Source organism: Pseudomonas mosselii, assembly GCF_005796105.1.
Lineage (GTDB): Bacteria > Pseudomonadota > Gammaproteobacteria > Pseudomonadales > Pseudomonadaceae > Aquipseudomonas > Aquipseudomonas mosselii_C.
In genome coordinates, this window is record NZ_VAUO01000009.1 from 41,674 (window position 1) to 62,379 (window position 20,706).

Here is a 20,706-nt window from a genome sequence, read left to right on the forward strand (position 1 = left end):
TCGTGATGAGTGTCGATGAAAAGCGTATCCGTGAGTTCGCGTATCAGATTTGGGAATCGGAGGGTAAACCCGAGGGGCGTGAGGCCGAGCACTGGGACAAAGCCCGCAAGCTGGCCGAGGCCGAAGCGCTCGCGCCCAAGGCGCCCCCGCGCAAGAAGGCCGCCGCCAAACCCAAGGCCGCAGCACCTGCCGAAAAACCCGCAGCACTGAAAAAGCCCAGGGCCGTGAAAAAGCCAGCCGCTGGCTGACCCTGGCCAAGCCCTTTCGCGGGTCGCCCGCGTTCGACCAGCGCTAGCGCTGGCGGCGTGCATCGACCCGCGAAGCGGCCGTTGCAGCACACATCCAGCTTCCGCTTCAACCACGGCGACACGAGGACTGCCATGAGCCCGCGCACCCCGAAAAAAACCCGATCCGTCGCCCCATCGCGCATCCGTGAAGGGCTGCCGTTCCCGCTTGGCGCCACCTGGGACGGCCTGGGGGTCAACTTTGCCCTGTTCTCGGCCAATGCCACCAAGGTTGAGCTGTGCGTGTTCGACTCCACCGGCGAGCATGAACTCGAACGTATCGAGCTGCCCGAGTACACCGATGAGATCTACCACGGCTACCTGCCCGACGCCCACCCTGGCCTGATCTATGGTTACCGCGTGCACGGTCCGTACGAGCCGCGTAACGGCCATCGTTTCAACCCTAACAAGCTGTTGATCGACCCGTATGCCAAACAACTGGTCGGCAGCCTGAAATGGTCCGAGGCGCTGTTCGGCTACACCATCGGCCACCCGGACGACGACCTGTCGTTCGACGAGCGCGACAGTGCGCCATTCGTGCCCAAGTGCAAGGTCATCGACCCCGCCTTCACCTGGGGCCGCGATCAGCGGGTCTCGGTCCCATGGGAGCGCACTATCCTCTACGAGGCCCACACCCGTGGCATCAGCATGCGCCACCCTGCGGTGCCCGAGCACCTGCGCGGCACGTTCGCAGGGCTGGCCAACGATGAACTGCTGGGGCATATCAAGGCGCTTGGGGTGTCGAGCATCGAGCTGTTGCCGATCCATGCGTTCGTCAACGATCAGCACCTGCTGGACAAAGGCCTGAACAACTATTGGGGCTACAACAGCATCGCCTTCTTCGCCCCGCACCCGCGCTACCTGGCCAGCGGCAAGATCGCCGAGTTCAAGGAGATGGTCGCGCACCTGCACGACGCGGGTCTGGAGGTCATCCTGGACGTGGTCTACAACCACACCGCCGAGGGTAACGAGCGCGGCCCGACGCTGTCGATGCGCGGTATCGACAACGCCTCCTACTACCGCCTGATGCCCGATGACAAACGTTACTACATCAACGATTCCGGCACCGGCAACACCCTCGACCTGAGCCACCCTTGCGTGCTGCAACTGGTCACCGACTCGCTGCGTTACTGGGCAGGCGAGATGCACGTGGACGGGTTCCGCTTCGACCTGGCGACCATTCTGGGTCGTTACCACGACGGCTACAGCGAACGTCATGGTTTTCTCGTGGCCTGCCGGCAAGACCCCATGCTCAGCCAGGTCAAGCTGATCGCCGAACCCTGGGACTGTGGCCCTGGCGGCTACCAGGTGGGCAACTTCGCCCCCGGCTGGGCGGAGTGGAACGACCGCTTCCGCGACACCGTGCGCAGCTTCTGGAAAGGCGACGAAGGCATGCTCGCCGATTTTGCCGCACGCATCACCGCCTCGGGCGACCTGTTCAACAATCGCGGCCGACGCCCCTACGCCTCGGTCAACTTCGTCACTGCACACGACGGTTTCACCCTGCGCGACCTGGTTTCGTACAACGACAAGCACAACGAAGACAACGACGAGAACAACCAGGACGGCACCAACAACAACCTGTCGTGGAACTGCGGCGCCGAGGGCCCCACGGACGATCCTGAGATCAACGCCCTGCGCATGCGCCAGATGCGCAATTTCTTCGCCACCCTGCTGTTCTCCCAAGGCACGCCGATGATGGTGGCCGGCGATGAATTCAGCCGCACACAGCACGGCAACAACAACGCCTACTGCCAGGACAGCGAGATCGGTTGGGTGAACTGGGACCTGGACGAGGATGGCAAGCAGCTGCTGGCGTTCGTCAAGCGCCTGATCCAGCTGCGCCTGTCCTACCCGATCCTGCGCCGTTCGCGCTTTCTGGTGGGCGACTACAACGAGGCGATCGGCGTCAAGGACGTCACCTGGCTGGCCCCGGATGGCCGCGAGATGAGCGTTGAGCAATGGGAAGATCCCCATGGCCGTTGCCTGGGCATGCTCATGGATGGCCGCGCCCAGGAAAGCGGCATCGCCCGCCCCGGCGCAGAATCGACCTTGTTGCTGATCGTCAATGCTCACCATGACAAGGTGCCGTTCACGCTGCCGACGGTGCCGGAAGGAACCCACTGGAACTGCCTGGCCGACACCGACCGGCCACAGCTGCGCAAAGCCCAGCATTTGCCGTTCGACACGGTGTTCGAGGTGCAGGGACGCTCGTTGCTGTTGCTGGCCTTGCAGCGCGAAGAAGACTGAACCTGGCTGGCGCGGGCCGGTCCTAAGCATTACCCAGGATCACCCGCGCGCCTGTGGAAGCGGGGTTACCCGCGCCCACCAGGATCGCGTGAACCACGCCAGGAGCCCCCGTGAACCCCGAAGCTGGGCATTCAAGTTTCAACCGCGTCAACCAAGCCCCTGCCGTGCGCCGGGTCAAGGTTCTGACGGTTAATACCCACAAAGGCTTCACCGCCTTCAACCGGCGCTTCATCCTGCCGGAACTGCGCGAGGCGGTGCGTACCACCCAAGCTGACCTGGTGTTCCTCCAGGAGGTGCTTGGCAGCCACGATCGCCATGCGGCGCGCTATCCCGGCTGGCCGCAGACGTCGCAGTACGAGTTCCTCGCCGACAGCATGTGGAGCGACTTCGCCTACGGGCGCAACGCGGTGTACCCCGACGGCCATCACGGCAATGCCCTGTTGTCCAAATACCCGATCATCGAGCACCGCAACCTCGACGTGTCGATCACCGGCCCCGAACGCCGGGGGCTGTTGCACTGCGTACTGGAGCTGCCCGGTCAGCGCAATGTGCATGCCATCTGCGTGCACCTGTCGCTGCTGGAAAGCCACCGGCAAAAACAGCTGCAACTGCTGCGCACACTGCTCGATGCCCTGCCCGCCGAAGACCCTGTGATCATCGCAGGCGATTTCAACGACTGGCAGCTGCATGGCAACCGCACCCTGGGTCTGCAACGCGACCTGCATGAAGCGTTCGAACGCCATCAAGGGCGCCTGGCGCGCACCTATCCGGCCCGTTTGCCGCTGCTGCGCCTGGACCGCATCTATCTGCGCAATGCCAACAGCCATGCACCACGCATTCTCGGCCACAAGCCCTGGACGCACCTGTCGGATCACCTGCCATTGACGGTGGAAGTGCAGCTGTTGTGAACCCAGCTCGGCGTATGCGATGCAACGATTCGGCATAGCGCTCTACGGGCAAATCGCCAATACCGCTATATCAGAAAATAAACTCATTGATATCAGTGATATAGCGACTCCAATACGTTTTTCGCAGGGTTTTCACATCTTCTTGACGCAAGCCCCGACGTCTCCTTAGCTGAACAGAACCAACAGACGTAAACATGCGTGCCAAGCCCCTCGCGCTCACCTTCGTGCCTGCGCTCGGCGGCTGGCGCACTGGTGTGTGTCGCCCTCTGTTTTGTCGTCAGCCCGTGACATCAGGCCAGGCCCCAGGCTGTAGCAAGGTCGGGTTGCGCCGACAAGACAGGAGATCCACCATGAAAGCCGCCGTCACTCCCACGCGTTTCGATACCCTGTTCTGCGCGGTTTCAACGTCACTGCTGCTCGCCAGCCCATTGGACGTCTTCGCCTTCGAACCGCGAGAGGACGACCCATTCACGCAGGTGTTGGTCAGCCCTCGCCTAACGTCGCTGTGGCGAGCGCCATCGAATGCCAACGGCCTCAGTCAGGACGCACTGGCAGCGTTCAGCGAGCAGATGAGCGAACGCCACGGCCTCGGCGTAGCCGACCTGGTGGCCCAGCAATGGGCACAGTACGCTCCGGGCGCGGCGCGCCCTGACGCTCAGGAGCCTGCGCAACACGGGGCGTTTGACCCGCAACTGATGATCGCCCCAGACCTATTCGTACGGGAGAGCGCCGCAGGCAATGTGCACCGCGCGGGGATCTTCGTCGGCCACAGCAACCTGCAAAGCCAATTCACTCGCCTGCGCCCGCTGCTCGGCAACCCGCCGCGTAGCGCGGTGAACCTCAGTGGCGAGAGCCTTGGACTGTACTGGAGCATGACCCATGTCCAGGGCTGGCACGTGGACGCCGTGGCGATGGGCACGCGCATCGACATCAGCGGGCGTTCCGACAGCGGCCAGCGGCTCGACGACAGTGGCCATGCCATGACGTTTTCAGTCGAAGGCGGCTTTCCGATTGGGCTGGGTGGCAACTGGGTGATCGAGCCTCAGGCGCAGTTGATCAACCAGCAGTTCTTCCCTGGCAGCCAGACCGAGCGGCAAACCTTGCACGTCTTCGACAACGCGCCAAGCTGGAGTGGCCGGGTCGGCGCCAAGCTGTCGACGCGCTACGAAGTCCGCGGCATGCCGATCGAACCCTACGTGCGCACCAGCCTGTGGTACGACTTCAGCAACTACGAAACGGTCAAGCTCGATCAGGTGGACAAGATATCCAGCTCGCGCAGCTCGGCCACCGTGGAACTCGGGCTGGGGCTGGTGGCGCGGGTGACGTCGAACGTGGCGCTGTTCGTGAGTGCCGACTACAGCAGCGACGTGGATGACAATGACCTCAATGGGCTGATCGGCAGCCTGGGCGTGAGGATGCGTTGGTAGCGTCAACCTTGCCTGGGGTGCTGCCCAACGGAGCCTGGCTCGGCGCCTAAGGGCGCCGGCCAAACGCCTTCACGCCGGCCTCTCGCTGCCAGGCCGACTGCCTGCGCGCGGCGGCATCAGGCTGGTTTCATCAGCAATACCCCAAGCGGCGGCAGGTTCAACGACAGCGACACCGGCTGTCCGTGGCTGGCGATAGGGTCGCTGGCCACCGCGCCCAGGTTGCCCACGTTGGACCCGGCATACTGCTCGGCGTCACTGTTGAGCAGCTCTTGCCACTGCTCGCCGAACGGCACACCAATGCGATAGCCGGTGCGCGGCACCGGGGTGAAGTTCGCTACCACCAACACCGGCTCGCCCTGACGGCTCCAGCGCAGCCAGGCGTACACGCTGTTGTGCGTGTCATCGCCGATGAGCCACTGGAAACCTTGGGGCTGGCAATCCTGCTCGTGCAGGGCCGGCAGGTCGCGGTACAACCGGTTCAGATCGGACACCAACTGCCGCACGCCCTGGTGCTCGGAATACTGCAACAGGTACCAGTCCAGTTGGTGATCATGGTTCCACTCGCGCCACTGGCCGAACTCGCAGCCCATGAACAGCAGCTTCTTGCCGGGGTAGGCCCACATGAACGTGAGGTAGGCGCGCAGATTGGCGAACTTCTGCCAGCGATCGCCGGGCATCTTGTCGATCAGCGAGTGCTTGCCATGCACTACCTCATCGTGAGAAATGGGCAGGATGAAGTGCTCGGAATACGCGTAGATCAGCCCGAAACTCATCTCTTTGTGATGGTAGCCACGGTGGACCGGATCATTCTGGATGTAGTGCAGGGTGTCGTGCATCCAACCCATGTTCCACTTGTAGGCAAAGCCCAGGCCACCTTGCTGGGTCGGCAGGCTGACGCCGGGCCAGGCCGTGGACTCCTCGGCGATGATCAACGCGCCGGGTGCCTCGACCGCTGCCACACCGTTAAGGTGACGGATGAAGTCGATGGCTTCGAGGTTTTCACGCCCGCCGTGGCGGTTGGGCACCCACTCGCCGGCCTTGCGCGAATAGTCACGGTAGAGCATCGACGCCACGGCATCGACGCGCAGTCCATCGATGTGGAAATGCTTGAGCCAGTGCAGCGCCGACGCCAGCATGAAGCCGCGCACCTCGTTGCGCCCCAGGTTGTAGATGAGCGTGTTCCAATCCTGGTGGAAGCCTTCCAGGGGGTTCTCATACTCGTAGAGGGCGGTGCCATCGAAACGCGCCAGGCCGTGTTCGTCGGTGGGGAAATGCGCCGGGACCCAGTCCAGGATCACGCCGATGCCGCCTTGGTGGCAGGCATCGATGAAGTAGGCAAAGTCCTCGGCGCTGCCATAGCGCGAGGTGGGCGCGAACATCGACAGTGGCTGGTAGCCCCAGGAGCCGCCAAAGGGATGCTCCATGATCGGCATCAGCTCGATATGGGTGAAGCCCAGTTGCTGCACGTACGGCACCAGGCGCTCGGCCAGCTCACGCCAGTTGTAGAAACGCGCGACCTCGCCGGCATCGTCCACCTCGCAGCGCCAGGAGCCGGCGTGCAGCTCGTAGATCGACAGCGGTGCGCTGTAGGCATGACGTTGTGCGCGCTCAGCCATCCACTGCCGATCGCCCCACTCGTGGGCCAGGGAGCCAGCGACCTTCGAGGCCGTGCTGGGGGGCAGCTCGGTGGCCCGCGCCAATGGATCGGCCTTGAGCGGCAGCACGCCGGCCTGGCCGAGCACTTCGTACTTGTAGGTTTCGCCGACGCCGAGCCTGGGGATGAACAGCTCCCACACCCCGGCACCGTGGCGCAGGCGCATGGGGTGGCGGCGACCGTCCCAATTGTTGAAGTCGCCCACCACCGAGACACGCCGTGCGTTCGGCGCCCAGACCGAGAAGCACACTCCGTCGACACCCTCGACCTGCATGGGCTGAGCGCCGAAGCGGCTGGAGAGATCGCGGTGATTGCCCTCGGCGAACAGGTACATGTCCATCTCGCCCAATTGCGGACCGAAGCTGTAAGGGTCCTCGGTGACCTGCTCGCCACTGGCCCAGCCGATGTGCAGCAGGTACGGCTGGTCGTATTCCAGGTGCGCGGTGAACATACCTGGGACACTCGCTTGACGCATGTCGGCCAGGACGCGCCCGTCGTCACGGGCCAAGATCCGTACATGCAGGGCGTTGGGCAGGAATGACCGAATCCACAGGCCGCCTGCACCATCAGGGTGCGGCCCAAGTACGGCAAACGGGTCGGCGTGCTCGGCGCGGGCCAGGGCATCCAGGTCCCGTTGCCGAAGGCCGCCAGTGTCACGCGTGGTTGCATTCATCTTACTGCCCCTTCCATGAATATATGAACGGCTTCGCTGCCCTCAGGCAGCGTTGTGGGAGCGAGCTGGGCGTAGCGCCAGCCCACCGCGAACACCGGCACAGCCAGTGTGATGCAACGCATTGCCTGCCGCGCGCACAGCCAACGCCAATCGTCTGTCGAGAGGCTCACGCTTCCCCCCAGGTACTGATCAACCCATGCAGTCCATGCAAAGGGACGGCCAGCCAGCTGGGCCGGTTTTCAGCTTCGTAGGCGATTTCGTAGGCGGCTTTTTCCAGGCAGAACAGCTCCAGCGCGGCACGCTCGCCCTCCGCGTGCTGCCAGGCATGCGGCATCGCGGCACTGGCCAGGCCATAGGCCTCGACGAACGCATGGCGCGACTGGTGCAGGTACTGCCGGGCGACGCGCTTACGCGCCTGCTGCTCAGCCTCGCAAAGGTCCGCCGTAGAGGCGCTACGCAGGATCATCGCAGCAGCATAGTCGAACGAACGCAGTACGCCGCTGACATCCTTGTACGGGCTGTGCTTGGCCCGACGTTCTTCAAGCGGCCGAGCCGGTTCGCCTTCGAAATCGATCAGGTAGGCATCACCCTGCACCACCAGCACCTGGCCCAGGTGCAGGTCGCCATGCACTCGCATCAACAGGCCGCCGCGCGCCTTCTCGGCCAGATTGGCGACCTGCTCGCGCAGGCCAGCACGCTGTTGCTGGAGGTCGTCCAGCATAGCCTGGCTGTCAGGATCGAGGGTGTCACGGTGCTGAACCAGCAGGTCCAGGGCATGCTCAAGTTCAGCGCCAATCTGCCCGCTCCAGCGTTGGCTGTCGGCCTGCTCGCTGACACGCGGCTCGAATGCCGGGTCTTGACTCGGCGCCGCCAACAGCAGGTGCATCTCGCCCAGGCGCTGACCGAGCAAGGCGGCGAACCCTGCCAGTTCGGCGAGGGCATCGGCGTGGGCCTGGGGCTCGCCACTGTCGGCGTCCCTCTCGTCGCGCACAGCCCGCTCCAAGGTGTTCTGGGTCCAGTCCCAGGCATCGCCCTGGTTGCTCAAGTAGCCTTGGGCAATCATCAATAGGTGCGCCTGATCGTGCGCATCGACGCGGCTGACCCAGGCCAGCAGCGGCGAGATGTTGGCAAAGCCCGCCGCGCTGAGGTAGGCGCTCATTTCAAGCTCAGGGTGCACGCCTGGGTTGACCCGGCGGATCAGCTTCAGGACAAGCCTGTCGCCCACCACCACTGAGCTGTTGGATTGCTCGGCCCCCAGGTAGCGGACCTCGCTCTGCTCGTTCAAGCCCAGCGCCGCCAAGGCCTCGGTACTGTGGAACTGCAACTCGCCCAGGTGCTCGCCGCACGGTAGGCGCACGCCATCCTGGCAGCCACGCAGCACACTGCGCACGAACGATTCGAGCACGAAAGCGTCGGTGATCAGCCCCACTTGGCGGCCACGGCGTACCCGTGACAGCGCCAGTTGCTGAGGCAGCGCCGCATTGATCTGCTCCTCGGGCAATAAACCGAACGGCAGTTGATAGGCACTGCTCTGGCCATCGCTGCGCACCTCGATTTCGGCCAGCAAAACCGGAAACGTGGCGGTGCCCATGCGTACGCCGTAGCGCAGCCGGACCTGCTCGATAGGCCCCTGCTTACCCGCGAACCAGCGCCGCTTTGGCAGGTACTGAGGCAACACGGTGCCTTGCAGCACATCGCGCGACGGCGCTTCCAGCAGCTCTTCCATGCGCTTGCGCAGGACCAACGTGGTCAGCTCCGGCAGGCTCTCGGCAGGCTGGACATGCCAGCTGGGCATGCGTTCGCGGCTGGCCAGCACGAACCAGTAGAAACCGTAGGGCGCCAGGGTGAGCAGGAACGGCAGTTGCCCGATGGGCGGGAACGCGCTGCCGCCCAGCATCTCCACCGGCACCCGGTCGACATAGTGCGTAAGATCCAGCTCTGCTGCCTGCGCGGCGCGCGAGACATTAGCCACGCACAGCACGATCTCGGTATGCCCATCGTCGCCGGTGTATTCGCGCAGGTAGGCCAGAATGCGGCGATTGCTGGGGGTGAGCATTTTCAGCGTGCCACGCCCGAAGGCCTTCTGCTGATTGCGCACCGCCAACAGGCGACGGTTCCAGTTGAGCAGCGAATGCGGGTCGTGGGCCTGAGCCTCGACGTTGACAGTCTGGAAGCCGTACAGCGGATCCATGATCGGCGGCAGCACCAGGCGCTGCGGATCGGCCCTGGAGAAACCACCATTGCGGTCGGGCGACCACTGCATGGGGGTACGCACCCCATCGCGGTCACCCAGGTAGATGTTGTCGCCCATGCCCAGTTCGTCGCCGTAGTACAACGTCGGCGTGCCGGGCATCGACAGCAGCAGGCTGGTGAGCAGCTCGATGCGTCGCCGATCCCGCTGTAGCAGCGGTGCCAGGCGTCGACGAATGCCGAGGTTGATGCGCGCACGGCGATCCTCGGCGTAGTAGTTCCACAGGTAGTCGCGCTCGCGGTCGGTGACCATCTCCAGGGTCAACTCATCGTGGTTGCGCAGGAAGATCGCCCATTGGCAGTTGGCGGGAATTTCCGGGGTCTGGCGCAGGATGTCGGTGATTGGGAAGCGATCTTCCATGGCCAGGGCCATGTACATGCGCGGCATCAACGGGAAGTGGAAGGCCATGTGGCACTCGTCGCCATCGCCTTCGCCGAAGTACGGCCGGGTATCCTCTGGCCACTGGTTGGCTTCGGCCAGCAGCATGCGGTCCGGGTAGTTGGCGTCGATCTCGGCACGGATCGCCTTGAGCACCGCATGGGTCTCGGGCAGGTTCTCGTTATTGGTGCCATCACGCTCGATCAGGTAGGGAATGGCGTCCAGGCGCAGCCCATCGACGCCAAGGTCGAGCCAGAAACGCATGACCCCGATCACCGCTTTCATCACTTGTGGGTTGTCGAAGTTCAAGTCTGGCTGGTGAGAGTAGAACCGGTGCCAGAAGTACTGCCCGGCCACCGGGTCCCAGGTCCAGTTGGACTTTTCGGTGTCGAGGAAAATGATCCGCGTGCCATCGTACTTCTGGTCGTCATCGGACCACACGTAGAAGTCCCGTGCCTTGCTGCCGCGCTTGGCGTGACGCGCCCGCTGGAACCAGGGATGCTGGTCGGAGGTGTGGTTGATGACCAGCTCGGTGATCACACGCAGGCCACGCTTGTGCGCCTCGGCGATGAAGCGCCGGGCATCAGCCATGCTGCCGTAGTCGGGGTGCACGGCCTTGTACTCGGCGATGTCATAACCATCGTCGCGGCGCGGCGATGGGTAGAACGGCAACAGCCAGAGGGTGTTGACGCCCAGTTGGGCAATGTAGTCGAGCTTGCTGATCAAGCCTGCGAAGTCGCCGATACCGTCGTTGTTCGAGTCGAAGAACGACTTGATATGCAGCTGGTAGATCACCGCATCCTTGTACCACAGCGGATCGTCGATGAAGGCTGCCGGGCGGGAACGCTTGGCCATGTACGACTCCTTTGATTTTCCGGTTCGGTACGCTCCCAGTAGGAGCGGCCTTGTGTCGCGAAAGGGGCGCGCAGCGGCCCCGGGATCTAAGCGACATGACACATTGCTGGGGCTGCTTCGCTGCCCATTCGCGACGCAAGGCCGCTCCTGCATCAGTCAGTGGTGCTTGCTAATGCGCCAGATCCCGAACGGTTGGTGCCAGGGTTCGATGCGCATCCATTGGGTCTTGCCATGCCAGGTCCAGCGATGGCCATTCATCAGGTCTTCGCCTTGGGTATCGGCATTGTCGTCCAACCCCAGTTCCCACAACGGCAGCTCGAAGCTGGCCTCCTGGGCATTGAACGGATCGAGGCTGATGGCTACCAGGATGAAGTTGTCGCGCTCGGGGGTGCGCTTGGCGAAATACACGATCTGGTCGTTCCAACAGTTCAGGAACACCACCCCCAAGTGCGTTTGCAAGGCGCGGTTGTCGCGGCGGATGCGGTTGAGCTGGGCGATCTCGGCAACGATGTTGCCGGGCGCGGTGTAGTCGCGTGGGCGAATTTCGTACTTCTCCGAATCCAGGTACTCCTCCTTGCCTGGCAGCGCTTCGCTCTCGCACAACTCGAAACCCGAATACATCCCCCACAGCCCCGAACCCATGCTCGCCAGGGCGGCGCGGATGAGAAACCCGGCACGGCCACAGGTGTGCAGAAAATACGGGTTGATGTCGGGGGTGTTGACGAAGAAGTTGGGCCGGTAGCACAGGCTCCAGGGCGGCTGGTTGAGCGTTTCGAAGTACTCGCGCAGCTCCTGCTTGGTGTTGCGCCAGGTGAAGTAGGTGTAGCTCTGCGCATAGCCGACCTTGCCCAGGCGCGCCATCATCGCTGGCCGGGTGAAGGCCTCGGCGAGAAACACCACCTCGGGGTACTGGCTACGCACATTGGCGATCAGCCATTGCCAGAACGGCAGCGGCTTGGTGTGCGGATTGTCGACGCGGAAGGTCTTGACCCCCTCCTCCACCCAGCCAACCACCACGTCGCGCAGCGCTAGCCACAGGCTTGGCACTGCGTCGGGGGCATAGAAATCGACATTGACGATGTCCTGATATTTCTTCGGCGGGTTCTCGGCGTAGCGGATCGTGCCGTCGGGACGCCAGCTGAACCAGCCGGGGTGTTGCTTGAGCCAGGGATGGTCCTGAGAGCACTGGATGGCAAAGTCCAGGGCGATTTCCAGGCCATGCTCGGCGGCAGCGGCCACCAGGCGGCGGAAGTCCGCGTGACTGCCCAGTTGCGGATGGATGGCCTCGTGCCCGCCCTCGGGACTACCGATGGCGTAGGGACTGCCGGGGTCGCCCGGTTGAGCCTGCAATGCATTGTTGCGGCCTTTGCGGTGCTGCATGCCAATGGGGTGGATGGGCGGGAAGTACAGCACATCGAAGCCCATGTCACGGATCATCGGCAGGCGCTGGTGCACGTCGTCAAAGGTGCCGTGGCGCTCCGGCGAATCGGTGCACGAGCGCGGGAACAACTCGTACCAGCTGGCGAACTGCGCCGCTTCCCGGTCCACATCCAGAGGGAACTCGCGGCTGCGGGTCAGGTAACTGCGGTGTTCGGCTTCGCTCATCAGGCGTGCGGTGTCGGGGTTGAGCAGTTGGGCCACCTGATCGTGCACCGACAGGCTCGGCAAGCGCTGTTGCAACTCCAGCAACTGCTCGCTGAGCAGGCCTTCGCTGCGCTCGACGCCTTTGCCCAGCATCAACCGACCTTCCTCCAGCTCCAGCTGTATATCCTGGCCAGCGGCGTATTTCTTCTCCAGGTCGTAGGCATAGGTGGCGAACGGGTCGATCCAGGCCTGGAGGCTGAACAGGTGCAGGCCCAGTTCGTTGGGGCTGAATTCGGCCAGCCACAGGTCGTTGCCCGGTGACTGCATCGGTATGGTGTGCCAGCGCCGACTGTGGGCCTGGCGCCAGTACAGCATCACCGCCATGCGGTCGTGGCCGTCGCTGTAGACCTTGGCGCTCACCGCTACGCGTTGCCCGCGCACGGCCTTGGCAGCGAAGGCACCACCGTCCAGCTGCGGGCTGACGTCCTCGATCACGATACGCGGGGCCAGCAATGCCTGGGAGAGGCTGATGGCCTGGTCCGGGTGATCGCCTGCCAAGGGCACGCTTTCGAAAGGCTCGTTACCTGACATCGCACTCGCTCCGTTGAGATTGTGGCGGTAAGGGTTCAGAGCCGTGTCACGCACGTGGGTTCAAAAAAATGAGCGAATGGCGCAACGCGCAGGTCCAAGCCTGCAACGCCGCTTCATCCACCACGCGAGGTCAGGCCCATGAGTATTCCCATTCCACCGGAAACGCCCGATCCAAATATCGACGACCCGGCGCTGCCACCGCCGGTGCCCGAAGAAGAGCCGGACGAGTTGCCGATCGAGCCGAGTACACCGCCCACGGTAGGCGATCCGCCGAGCGAGGCGCCGCCGGTGAGAGGTAGAGCATAGACAAGACGCAAGGACTGACAGGGTTGGCCGCTCGTTTCATCGGCAAGACTGCGTGCATGGGTGTCGATCAGCGCACCCTACCTGCCGGGCCAGGACTTCTGCACGACCGACACAAAGCCTGGCTCGACGCACTTGCCATTTTTGCCACGTACTGCGCCAGCTGTAGCGCACCACCAAGACTTCGCGTTCGGCATGGCGAACTAAGCTGGCGTCGCAGGCTTGGCCAACGCAGAGGATGGGCAGCGGTTGCGCCTGAAGAGCTTGGCTGAGGCACGTAAGTGCTTTCTTGCGACTGCTCTGGATAGGACTGAAGCAAGCGCGTTCAGGCTGGAGCACATTAACGTTTACGTAAAGGCTACTAGACAAGCGACGGCGCGAAGCTTACGTTAACGTAAAGGTGAAAAGCAAAACCCGGTCATTCTGACCTGCCCCACAGGTAAGGCGGCAGGTTTATCGACTAGGGTGAAACCCAATTTCAAGAACAATAAGGTGCACCGTCCATGTATTACCCGACCTTGAACTTCGCCCTGGGCGAAACCATCGACATGCTGCGTGACCAGGTGCGCACCTTCGTGGCCACGGAACTGGCCCCGCGCGCTGCGCAAATCGACCACGACAACCTGTTCCCCGCCGACATGTGGCGCAAGTTCGGTGACATGGGCCTATTGGGTATCACCGTGCCAGAACAGTACGGCGGGGCAGGCCTGGGCTACCTGGCGCATGTCGTGGCAATGGAAGAAATCAGCCGCGGCTCGGCCTCGGTGGCGCTGTCCTATGGCGCCCACTCCAACCTGTGCGTCAACCAGATCAACCGCAACGGCAATCACGAGCAGAAGCTCAAGTACCTGCCCAAACTCGTCAGCGGCGAACACATCGGCGCGCTGGCCATGAGCGAACCCAACGCCGGCTCCGACGTGGTATCGATGAAATTGCGCGCGGAAAAACGCGGTGACCGCTACGTGCTCAACGGCAGCAAGACCTGGATCACCAACGGTCCCGACGCCAACACCTACGTGATCTATGCCAAGACCGACCTGGACAAGGGCGCGCATGGCATCACCGCGTTCATCGTCGAGCGCGATTTCAAAGGTTTCACCCGCAGCAACAAGTTCGACAAGCTGGGCATGCGCGGCTCCAACACCTGCGAGTTGTTCTTCGATGAGGTCGAGGTGCCCGAGCAGAACATCCTTGGCCAGCTCAACGGCGGCGTGCGCGTACTGATGAGCGGCCTGGACTACGAGCGCGTGGTGCTGTCGGGCGGGCCGACCGGCATCATGCAAAGCTGCATGGACCTGGTGGTGCCCTACATCCACGACCGCAAGCAATTCGGCCAGAGCATCGGTGAGTTCCAACTGATCCAGGGCAAGATCGCCGATATGTACACCCAGCTCAACGCCAGCCGCGCCTACCTGTACGCCGTGGCCCAGGCCTGCGACCGTGGCGAGACTACCCGCAAGGACGCAGCCGGGGTGATCCTGTATACCGCCGAACGCGCCACGCAAATGGCCCTTGAGGCGATCCAGATCCTGGGTGGCAACGGCTACATCAATGAATTCCCGGCCGGGCGCCTGCTGCGCGATGCCAAGCTGTACGAGATCGGCGCCGGCACCAGCGAAATCCGCCGGATGCTGATCGGCCGCGAACTGTTCAACGAAACGCGCTAGGCGCAGTTGCAAGCCTGAAGTGGCAAGCTGCAAGCACGAGCAGCCTTGCGTACGACCCATTCTTGCCGCTCGACGCTCATGGCGTGAAGCGGCCGAAGGCACAACGATGATTCTCAAATCCCAGTTGAACACCCGCGCCCCGGACTTCATGCAGAACAGCGCGGCCATGTTGGAGCACGTCGACGCCCTGCGCACCCTGCTCGCCCAGGTGCACCAGGGCGGTGGGCCCAAGGCCCAGCAACGGCACACCGCGCGCGGCAAGCTGCTGCCCCGCGAGCGCATCGACCGGCTGCTCGACGTCGGCTCGGCGTTTCTCGAAATCGGCCAACTGGCCGCCCATGAGGTGTATGGCGAGGACGTGCCAGCTGCTGGCGTGATTGCCGGCATCGGTCGGGTCGAAGGCGTCGAGTGCATGATCGTGGCCAATGACGCCACGGTCAAAGGCGGCTCCTACTACCCACTGACCGTGAAAAAGCACCTGCGCGCACAAACCATCGCCCTACAGAATCGCCTGCCGTGCCTGTACTTGGTGGACTCCGGCGGCGCCAACCTGCCGCGCCAGGACGAGGTATTCCCCGACCGCGAGCACTTCGGGCGGATTTTCTTCAACCAGGCCAACATGAGCGCCCTGGGCATTCCACAGATCGCCGTGGTGATGGGCTCGTGCACCGCTGGCGGTGCCTATGTGCCAGCCATGGCCGACGAGGCGATCATGGTACGCCAGCAAGCGACCATCTTTCTCGCCGGCCCCCCGCTGGTCAAAGCCGCCACCGGCGAGGTGGTCAGCGCCGAAGCGCTGGGCGGGGCCGACGTGCACTGCCGCACCAGCGGCGTGGCCGACCATTACGCCGACAACGACGAACACGCCCTCGCACTGGCCCGGCGCTGCGTGGCCAACCTCAACTGGCAGAAGCTGGGCAGGCTGCAATGCAGGATACCGGTCGCGCCGCTGTATGCCGCCGAGGAGCTGTACGGCGTGGTGCCGGCCGACGCCAAGCAACCCTTCGATGTACGCGAGGTGATCGCGCGGCTGGTGGATGGCTCGCAGTTCGATGAATTCAAAGCCCTGTTCGGCACCACCCTGGTGTGCGGCTTTGCGCACCTGCACGGCTACCCGGTGGCGATCCTGGCCAACAACGGCATCCTCTTCGCCGAAGCTGCGCAAAAGGGTGCGCACTTCATCGAACTGGCCTGCCAACGTGGCATCCCGCTGCTGTTCCTGCAGAACATCACAGGTTTCATGGTGGGCAAGAAGTACGAAGAAGGCGGCATCGCCAAGCACGGCGCCAAGCTGGTGACGGCCGTGGCCTGTGCCCAGGTGCCGAAGTTCACGGTGATCATCGGCGGCAGTTTTGGCGCTGGCAACTACGGCATGTGCGGGCGCGCCTACGACCCGCGTTTCTTGTGGATGTGGCCCAATGCGCGCATCGGCGTGATGGGCGCCGAGCAAGCCGCCGGGGTACTGGCCCAGGTCAAGCGCGAGCAGGGCGAGCGCAGCGGCGAGCCATTCAGCGCCGAGGATGAGCGCCAGCTCAAGCAACCGATCCTTGATCAGTACGAACGCCAAGGCCACCCCTATTACTCCAGCGCAAGGCTGTGGGACGACGGCGTCATCGACCCGGCGCAGACCCGTGATGTCCTGGGCCTGGCCTTGTCAGCCGCACTGAACGCCCCGATCGAACAGAGCCGCTTCGGCATTTTTCGGATGTGACCCATGACCGACTTCGACACCCTCGAACTGCACCACGACCCGCGCGGTTTCGCCACCTTATGGCTGAGCCGCGAAGACAAGCACAACGCCTTCAATGCGCAGATGATCCGCGAGCTGATCGTCGCCCTGGACCACCTCGCCGAAGACAGCAGCCTACGTTTCGTGATCCTACGCGGCCGTGGCCGACATTTCAGCGCCGGTGCCGACCTTGCCTGGATGCAGCAGTCAGCGGCGCTGGATTTCAACACCAACCTGGACGACGCACGCGAACTGGGCGAACTGATGTACGCCCTGCACCGGCTCAAGGTCCCGACCTTGGCGGTGGTGCACGGTGCAGCTTTTGGTGGCGCGCTAGGGCTGATCAGTTGCTGCGACATGGCCATTGGCACCGAGGATGCCCAGCTGTGCCTCTCGGAGGTACGCATCGGTCTAGCCCCGGCGGTGATCAGCCCGTTCGTGGTCAAAGCCATCGGTCAGCGCGCCGCCCGGCGCTACGCCCTTACCGCCGAGCGCTTCAGCGGCGTGCGTGCCCGCGAGCTGGGCCTGTTGGCCGAGGTGTATCCCGCGCAGGCACTCGAAGCGCACGTCAATGCCTGGATCGACAACTTGCTGCACAACAGCCCCCAAGCGCTACGCGCCACCAAAGATCTGCTGCGCGAAGTCGATGACGGCGAACTGAGCCCTGCTCTGCGCCGTTACTGCGAGAACACCATCGCGCGCATTCGGGTGAGCGCCGAAGGGCAAGAGGGCCTGCGCGCGTTCCTCGAAAAGCGCGCCCCCGCCTGGCAATCCGTACACGAGCAGGAGCCGCGCCCATGAGCCGCCCCACCCTCACCACCTTGCTGGTCGCCAACCGTGGCGAAATCGCCTGCCGGGTGATGCGCACCGCCAAAGCCATGGGCCTGACCACCGTGGCCGTACACAGCGCCATCGACCGCGACGCACGGCACAGCCGCGAAGCCGATATCCGCGTCGATCTGGGCGGGAGCAAGGCCGCCGACAGCTACCTGATGATCGACAAGCTGATCGCCGCCGCCCACGCCAGCGGCGCCCAGGCCATCCACCCGGGTTATGGCTTCTTGTCGGAGAACGCAGATTTCGCTCGCGCCGTGCAAGCGGCCGGGTTGCTCTTCCTGGGGCCACCTGCCAGCGCCATCGACGCGATGGGAAGCAAATCGGCGGCCAAGGCCCTCATGGAGGCCGCAGGCGTCCCGCTGGTGCCGGGCTACCATGGGCAAGCCCAGGATCTCGACACCTTCCTCGATGCAGCCGCGCGCATCGGCTACCCGGTGCTGCTCAAGGCCAGTGCCGGAGGTGGCGGCAAGGGCATGAAAGTGGTCGAAGCACCCGAGCACATGTCCGACGCCCTGGCCTCGGCGCAACGCGAGGCCCAGGCCGCCTTCGGCGATGCACGCATGCTGGTGGAGAAGTACGTGCTCGCGCCACGCCACGTGGAGATCCAGGTGTTCGCCGACCAGCACGGCCATTGCCTGTACCTCAACGAACGCGATTGCTCGATCCAGCGTCGCCACCAGAAGGTCGTCGAAGAAGCTCCAGCGCCGGGGCTGTCCGCCGAGTTGCGCCGGGCCATGGGCGAAGCGGCGGTACGCGCCGCCCAGGCCATCGGCTATGTCGGTGCCGGCACGGTGGAGTTCCTGCTCGATGCACGGGGCGAATTCTTCTTCATGGAGATGAACACCCGCTTGCAAGTCGAGCATCCGGTCACCGAGGCCATCACCGGGCTGGACCTGGTGGCCTGGCAGATACGTGTGGCCTGCGCAGAAGCACTGCCGATCAGCCAGGAAGAGGTCGCGCTGAACGGCCATGCCATCGAGGTGCGGCTATATGCCGAAGATCCTGCCCATCAATTTCTGCCGGCCACAGGCACACTGGCCGTGTATCGCGAATCGACGCCCGGCCCGGGCCGCCGGGTCGATAGCGGGGTCAGCGAGGGCGATACGGTGTCGCCGTTCTACGACCCGATGCTGGGCAAGCTGATCGCCTGGGGCGAAGATCGCGAACAGGCGCGCCTGCGTCTGCTGGCGATGCTCGACGAATTCGCCATCGGCGGCCTGAAGACCAACATCGCGTTCCTGCGGCGCATCCTCGCCCATCCGGCGTTTGCCGCGGCCGAGTTGGACACAGGCTTTATTGCGCGTCATCAGGACGAGCTACTACCCGCGCTCGATGCACGGTCCGCGTCATTTTGGGAGGCCGCCGCCCATGCCTGGCTGCAAAGCGAACCACAGGCACCCCGCCAGGACGACCCCACCTCGCCCTGGGCCACGCACAACGGCCTGCGCCTGGGGCTGCCGGCACGCAGCTGCGTGCACCTGCAATGCGCCGGCAGCGAACAGGCGGTAGCCCTGGAGCGCAGCGCGCCCGGCACCTGGCGCCTGGAGGGCGAGCAGTTGTGCCACGACCACGATGGCCTGCGCCAGCGCCGCCTGGCCGTACGTCGCGGCGACAAGCTGTACCTGCAATGGCAGGGCGAGCTGCATGCCATCAGCCGGCACGACCCGATCAGCGCCGCCGAGGCCAGCCACATCCACCAGGGCGGACTGAGTGCGCCCATGAACGGCAGCATCGTGCGGGTGCTGGTCACTCCCGGCCAGACGGTACAAGCCGGTACGGCGCTGGTCGTGCTGGAGGCGATGAAGATGGAACACAGCATCCGCGCGCCGCAGGATGGCACGGTGAACGCGCTGTTCTGCCAGGAAGGCGATATGGTCAGCGAGGGGGCGGTGTTGGTCGAGATGCAGGCGTGAGGCCTAGGTGTTCGCCGAGAGCTCTTGGGCGCTCGATCTCATGGGCGCTGAAAAACCTCCGGCGAACACCTACCTTGAACGCGATACGCCCTCAAAGCACCGCCTGCATGCGCACCACAACCCCCAGAAACTCACACCCCTCTTCGCACACCAGGGTCGGGTAGCTGTTGTTGAGCGCCTTCAAATACCACTGCCCACCCTCCTCGGCCACCTGGCGGAAGATCGGCGATTTGCCCGGCAAGCGAGCGATCACCAACTTGCCGGGCTCGGCCTGCAGCCCATCATCGACGAGAATGCGCACCCCTTCAGGCACGCTCTTGCCACTGCTGGCGCTCATGCTGTCGTTCTCGACCGTCAGCCAGAACGCCTTGCCTTGGGCCATGTACTCGGTCTGCTCGAACCCATTGGGCGTCTCGGCTTCAGGCTGGCCTAGCGCTGACCAGGCGAGCACCGGGTAACGGAAACACACAAAGTATTTCGCCTGTCCCTCATCGTCATCATCATCGTCGCCAGCCGAATAGCGGGCGCGCTCCTCGCCAACCTGGCCAAGCACGCGCAGTTGCAGGCTCACCTGGTAATGCGGCATGCCCAACTCGACGAACACCCGGTTCATCGAATCGACCCGTGGCTGGCGCCGTTTGCGCAGCCAATGCCCGACGCTGCCTTGGGAAACCCCAACACGTTCGGCCAGCTGCTCCTGGGAGATATCGAGCTCCTCGATCCGGTCTCGGACGAGTGCAATCCATTTGTCCATGTTCATCGCAGGCACGATACGGACTACCCCCTCATGCTCAATACACATCAAGTATTATTTCTTGAATCACAGAAAAATACTTCTGGTATTAATATCCCCCTGCACCCTTTCCCGATTGGTATTGGCAGGTAAATCAGGATGAACAGTTCGAATAAAACGGATACAGATCTCGACGCCGAGGCTGCCCGCCGTGCGCTGGACTACTACCTCAACCCCACCCCCACCACCCCCAACCTCGAGCACACGCTCTGGACCCTGCGCGAAGGCGTGACCCACCAGCAGGCCAACGATCACGCATTGCAGTTACTGCGCTGCGCTGCCGCCACGGCTCACGAAACCGGCACCCACCTGCAGGGCACGACGCGGGAAGTGATGTTTGCACTGATGCACATGATCAACATGGCCCGTGCCCTGCTGGAGCAGCGCAACGCCATGACGGCGGAATGAACAAGAAGGGAGACGTGACAGCCGAGACCCAGGGCGCCCGGGAATGAGGCGTGCAACCAGCCAGTTTTTTACCGTTTTCGGCAAAAAACATTTGACTGGTAAATGATAACCATTATTATCGCACTCAGCAGGTCGCGAGACCCGCTGGATAACCTGCAAAGTCCTCAGGTCGGACTCTCAGATTATCTCCTCATCAGGCTA

At 63.7% G+C, this 20,706-nt stretch carries 14 protein-coding genes; 10 read left to right on the forward strand and 4 right to left on the reverse strand.

Annotated elements, in window-relative coordinates:
- The first annotated feature begins 2 nt into the window (after positions 1-2).
- The 4 genes from FEM01_RS18035 (at position 3) to FEM01_RS18050 (ending at position 4,869) form a co-directional block, all read left to right on the forward strand.
- Positions 3-248: a DUF2934 domain-containing protein gene (locus FEM01_RS18035; protein WP_138220842.1), complete on the forward strand. Its 246-nt coding sequence runs from the start codon at positions 3-5 to the stop codon at positions 246-248.
- A gap of 132 nt (positions 249-380) precedes the next feature.
- Positions 381-2,534, forward strand: a complete 2,154-nt coding sequence (gene glgX / locus FEM01_RS18040; protein WP_138220843.1) for a glycogen debranching protein GlgX — start codon at positions 381-383, stop codon at positions 2,532-2,534.
- Positions 2,535-2,644: 110 nt separating this feature from the next.
- Positions 2,645-3,442: an endonuclease/exonuclease/phosphatase family protein gene (locus FEM01_RS18045; RefSeq protein ID WP_138220844.1), complete on the forward strand. Its 798-nt coding sequence runs from the start codon at positions 2,645-2,647 to the stop codon at positions 3,440-3,442.
- A 350-nt stretch (positions 3,443-3,792) separates the two neighbouring features.
- Positions 3,793-4,869, forward strand: coding sequence for an autotransporter domain-containing protein (locus tag FEM01_RS18050; protein ID WP_138220845.1), 1,077 nt, complete (start codon positions 3,793-3,795; stop codon positions 4,867-4,869).
- 116 nt (positions 4,870-4,985) lie between these two features.
- Here the strand turns inward: FEM01_RS18050 and glgB are convergent, their stop codons facing one another.
- The 3 genes from glgB to FEM01_RS18065 all read right to left on the reverse strand — a co-directional run bounded on the left by glgB (position 4,986) and on the right by FEM01_RS18065 (position 12,855).
- Positions 4,986-7,196: a 1,4-alpha-glucan branching protein GlgB gene (gene glgB, locus FEM01_RS18055; RefSeq protein WP_138220846.1), complete on the reverse strand. Its 2,211-nt coding sequence runs from the start codon at positions 7,194-7,196 to the stop codon at positions 4,986-4,988.
- 166 nt (positions 7,197-7,362) lie between these two features.
- A complete protein-coding gene (gene treS / locus FEM01_RS18060; protein ID WP_138220847.1) occupies positions 7,363-10,680 on the reverse strand; it encodes a maltose alpha-D-glucosyltransferase in 3,318 nt (1,105 codons plus the stop codon).
- A 156-nt stretch (positions 10,681-10,836) separates the two neighbouring features.
- A complete protein-coding gene (locus tag FEM01_RS18065; RefSeq protein WP_138220848.1) occupies positions 10,837-12,855 on the reverse strand; it encodes an alpha-1,4-glucan--maltose-1-phosphate maltosyltransferase in 2,019 nt (672 codons plus the stop codon).
- A 138-nt stretch (positions 12,856-12,993) separates the two neighbouring features.
- Here FEM01_RS18065 and FEM01_RS24210 point away from each other — a divergent pair, with 138 nt between their 5' ends.
- From FEM01_RS24210 to FEM01_RS18085, 5 genes are all read left to right on the forward strand, one after another.
- Entirely contained in the window at positions 12,994-13,161 is a 168-nt protein-coding gene (locus FEM01_RS24210) for a hypothetical protein (protein WP_171030989.1), read from the forward strand.
- A 500-nt stretch (positions 13,162-13,661) separates the two neighbouring features.
- Positions 13,662-14,825: an isovaleryl-CoA dehydrogenase gene (locus FEM01_RS18070; protein WP_138220849.1), complete on the forward strand. Its 1,164-nt coding sequence runs from the start codon at positions 13,662-13,664 to the stop codon at positions 14,823-14,825.
- Positions 14,826-14,931: 106 nt separating this feature from the next.
- A complete protein-coding gene (locus FEM01_RS18075) occupies positions 14,932-16,536 on the forward strand; it encodes a carboxyl transferase domain-containing protein (RefSeq protein ID WP_138220850.1) in 1,605 nt (534 codons plus the stop codon).
- A 3-nt stretch (positions 16,537-16,539) separates the two neighbouring features.
- Positions 16,540-17,355, forward strand: a complete 816-nt coding sequence (locus tag FEM01_RS18080) for a gamma-carboxygeranoyl-CoA hydratase (protein ID WP_138220851.1) — start codon at positions 16,540-16,542, stop codon at positions 17,353-17,355.
- Positions 17,352-19,304: an acetyl/propionyl/methylcrotonyl-CoA carboxylase subunit alpha gene (locus FEM01_RS18085; protein ID WP_138220852.1), complete on the forward strand. Its 1,953-nt coding sequence runs from the start codon at positions 17,352-17,354 to the stop codon at positions 19,302-19,304. The genes FEM01_RS18080 and FEM01_RS18085 overlap by 4 nt, the downstream gene beginning before the upstream one ends.
- 91 nt (positions 19,305-19,395) lie before the next feature.
- Here the strand turns inward: FEM01_RS18085 and FEM01_RS18090 are convergent, their stop codons facing one another.
- Positions 19,396-20,106: a LexA family transcriptional regulator gene (locus FEM01_RS18090; protein WP_240791771.1), complete on the reverse strand. Its 711-nt coding sequence runs from the start codon at positions 20,104-20,106 to the stop codon at positions 19,396-19,398.
- 90 nt (positions 20,107-20,196) lie between these two features.
- On the opposite strand from FEM01_RS18090, the gene FEM01_RS18095 reads away from it, so the two are divergent.
- Positions 20,197-20,505 (forward strand): DUF6124 family protein, encoded by a 309-nt coding sequence (locus tag FEM01_RS18095; protein ID WP_138220853.1) that lies wholly within the window; start codon positions 20,197-20,199, stop codon positions 20,503-20,505.
- Positions 20,506-20,706 lie beyond the last annotated feature (201 nt).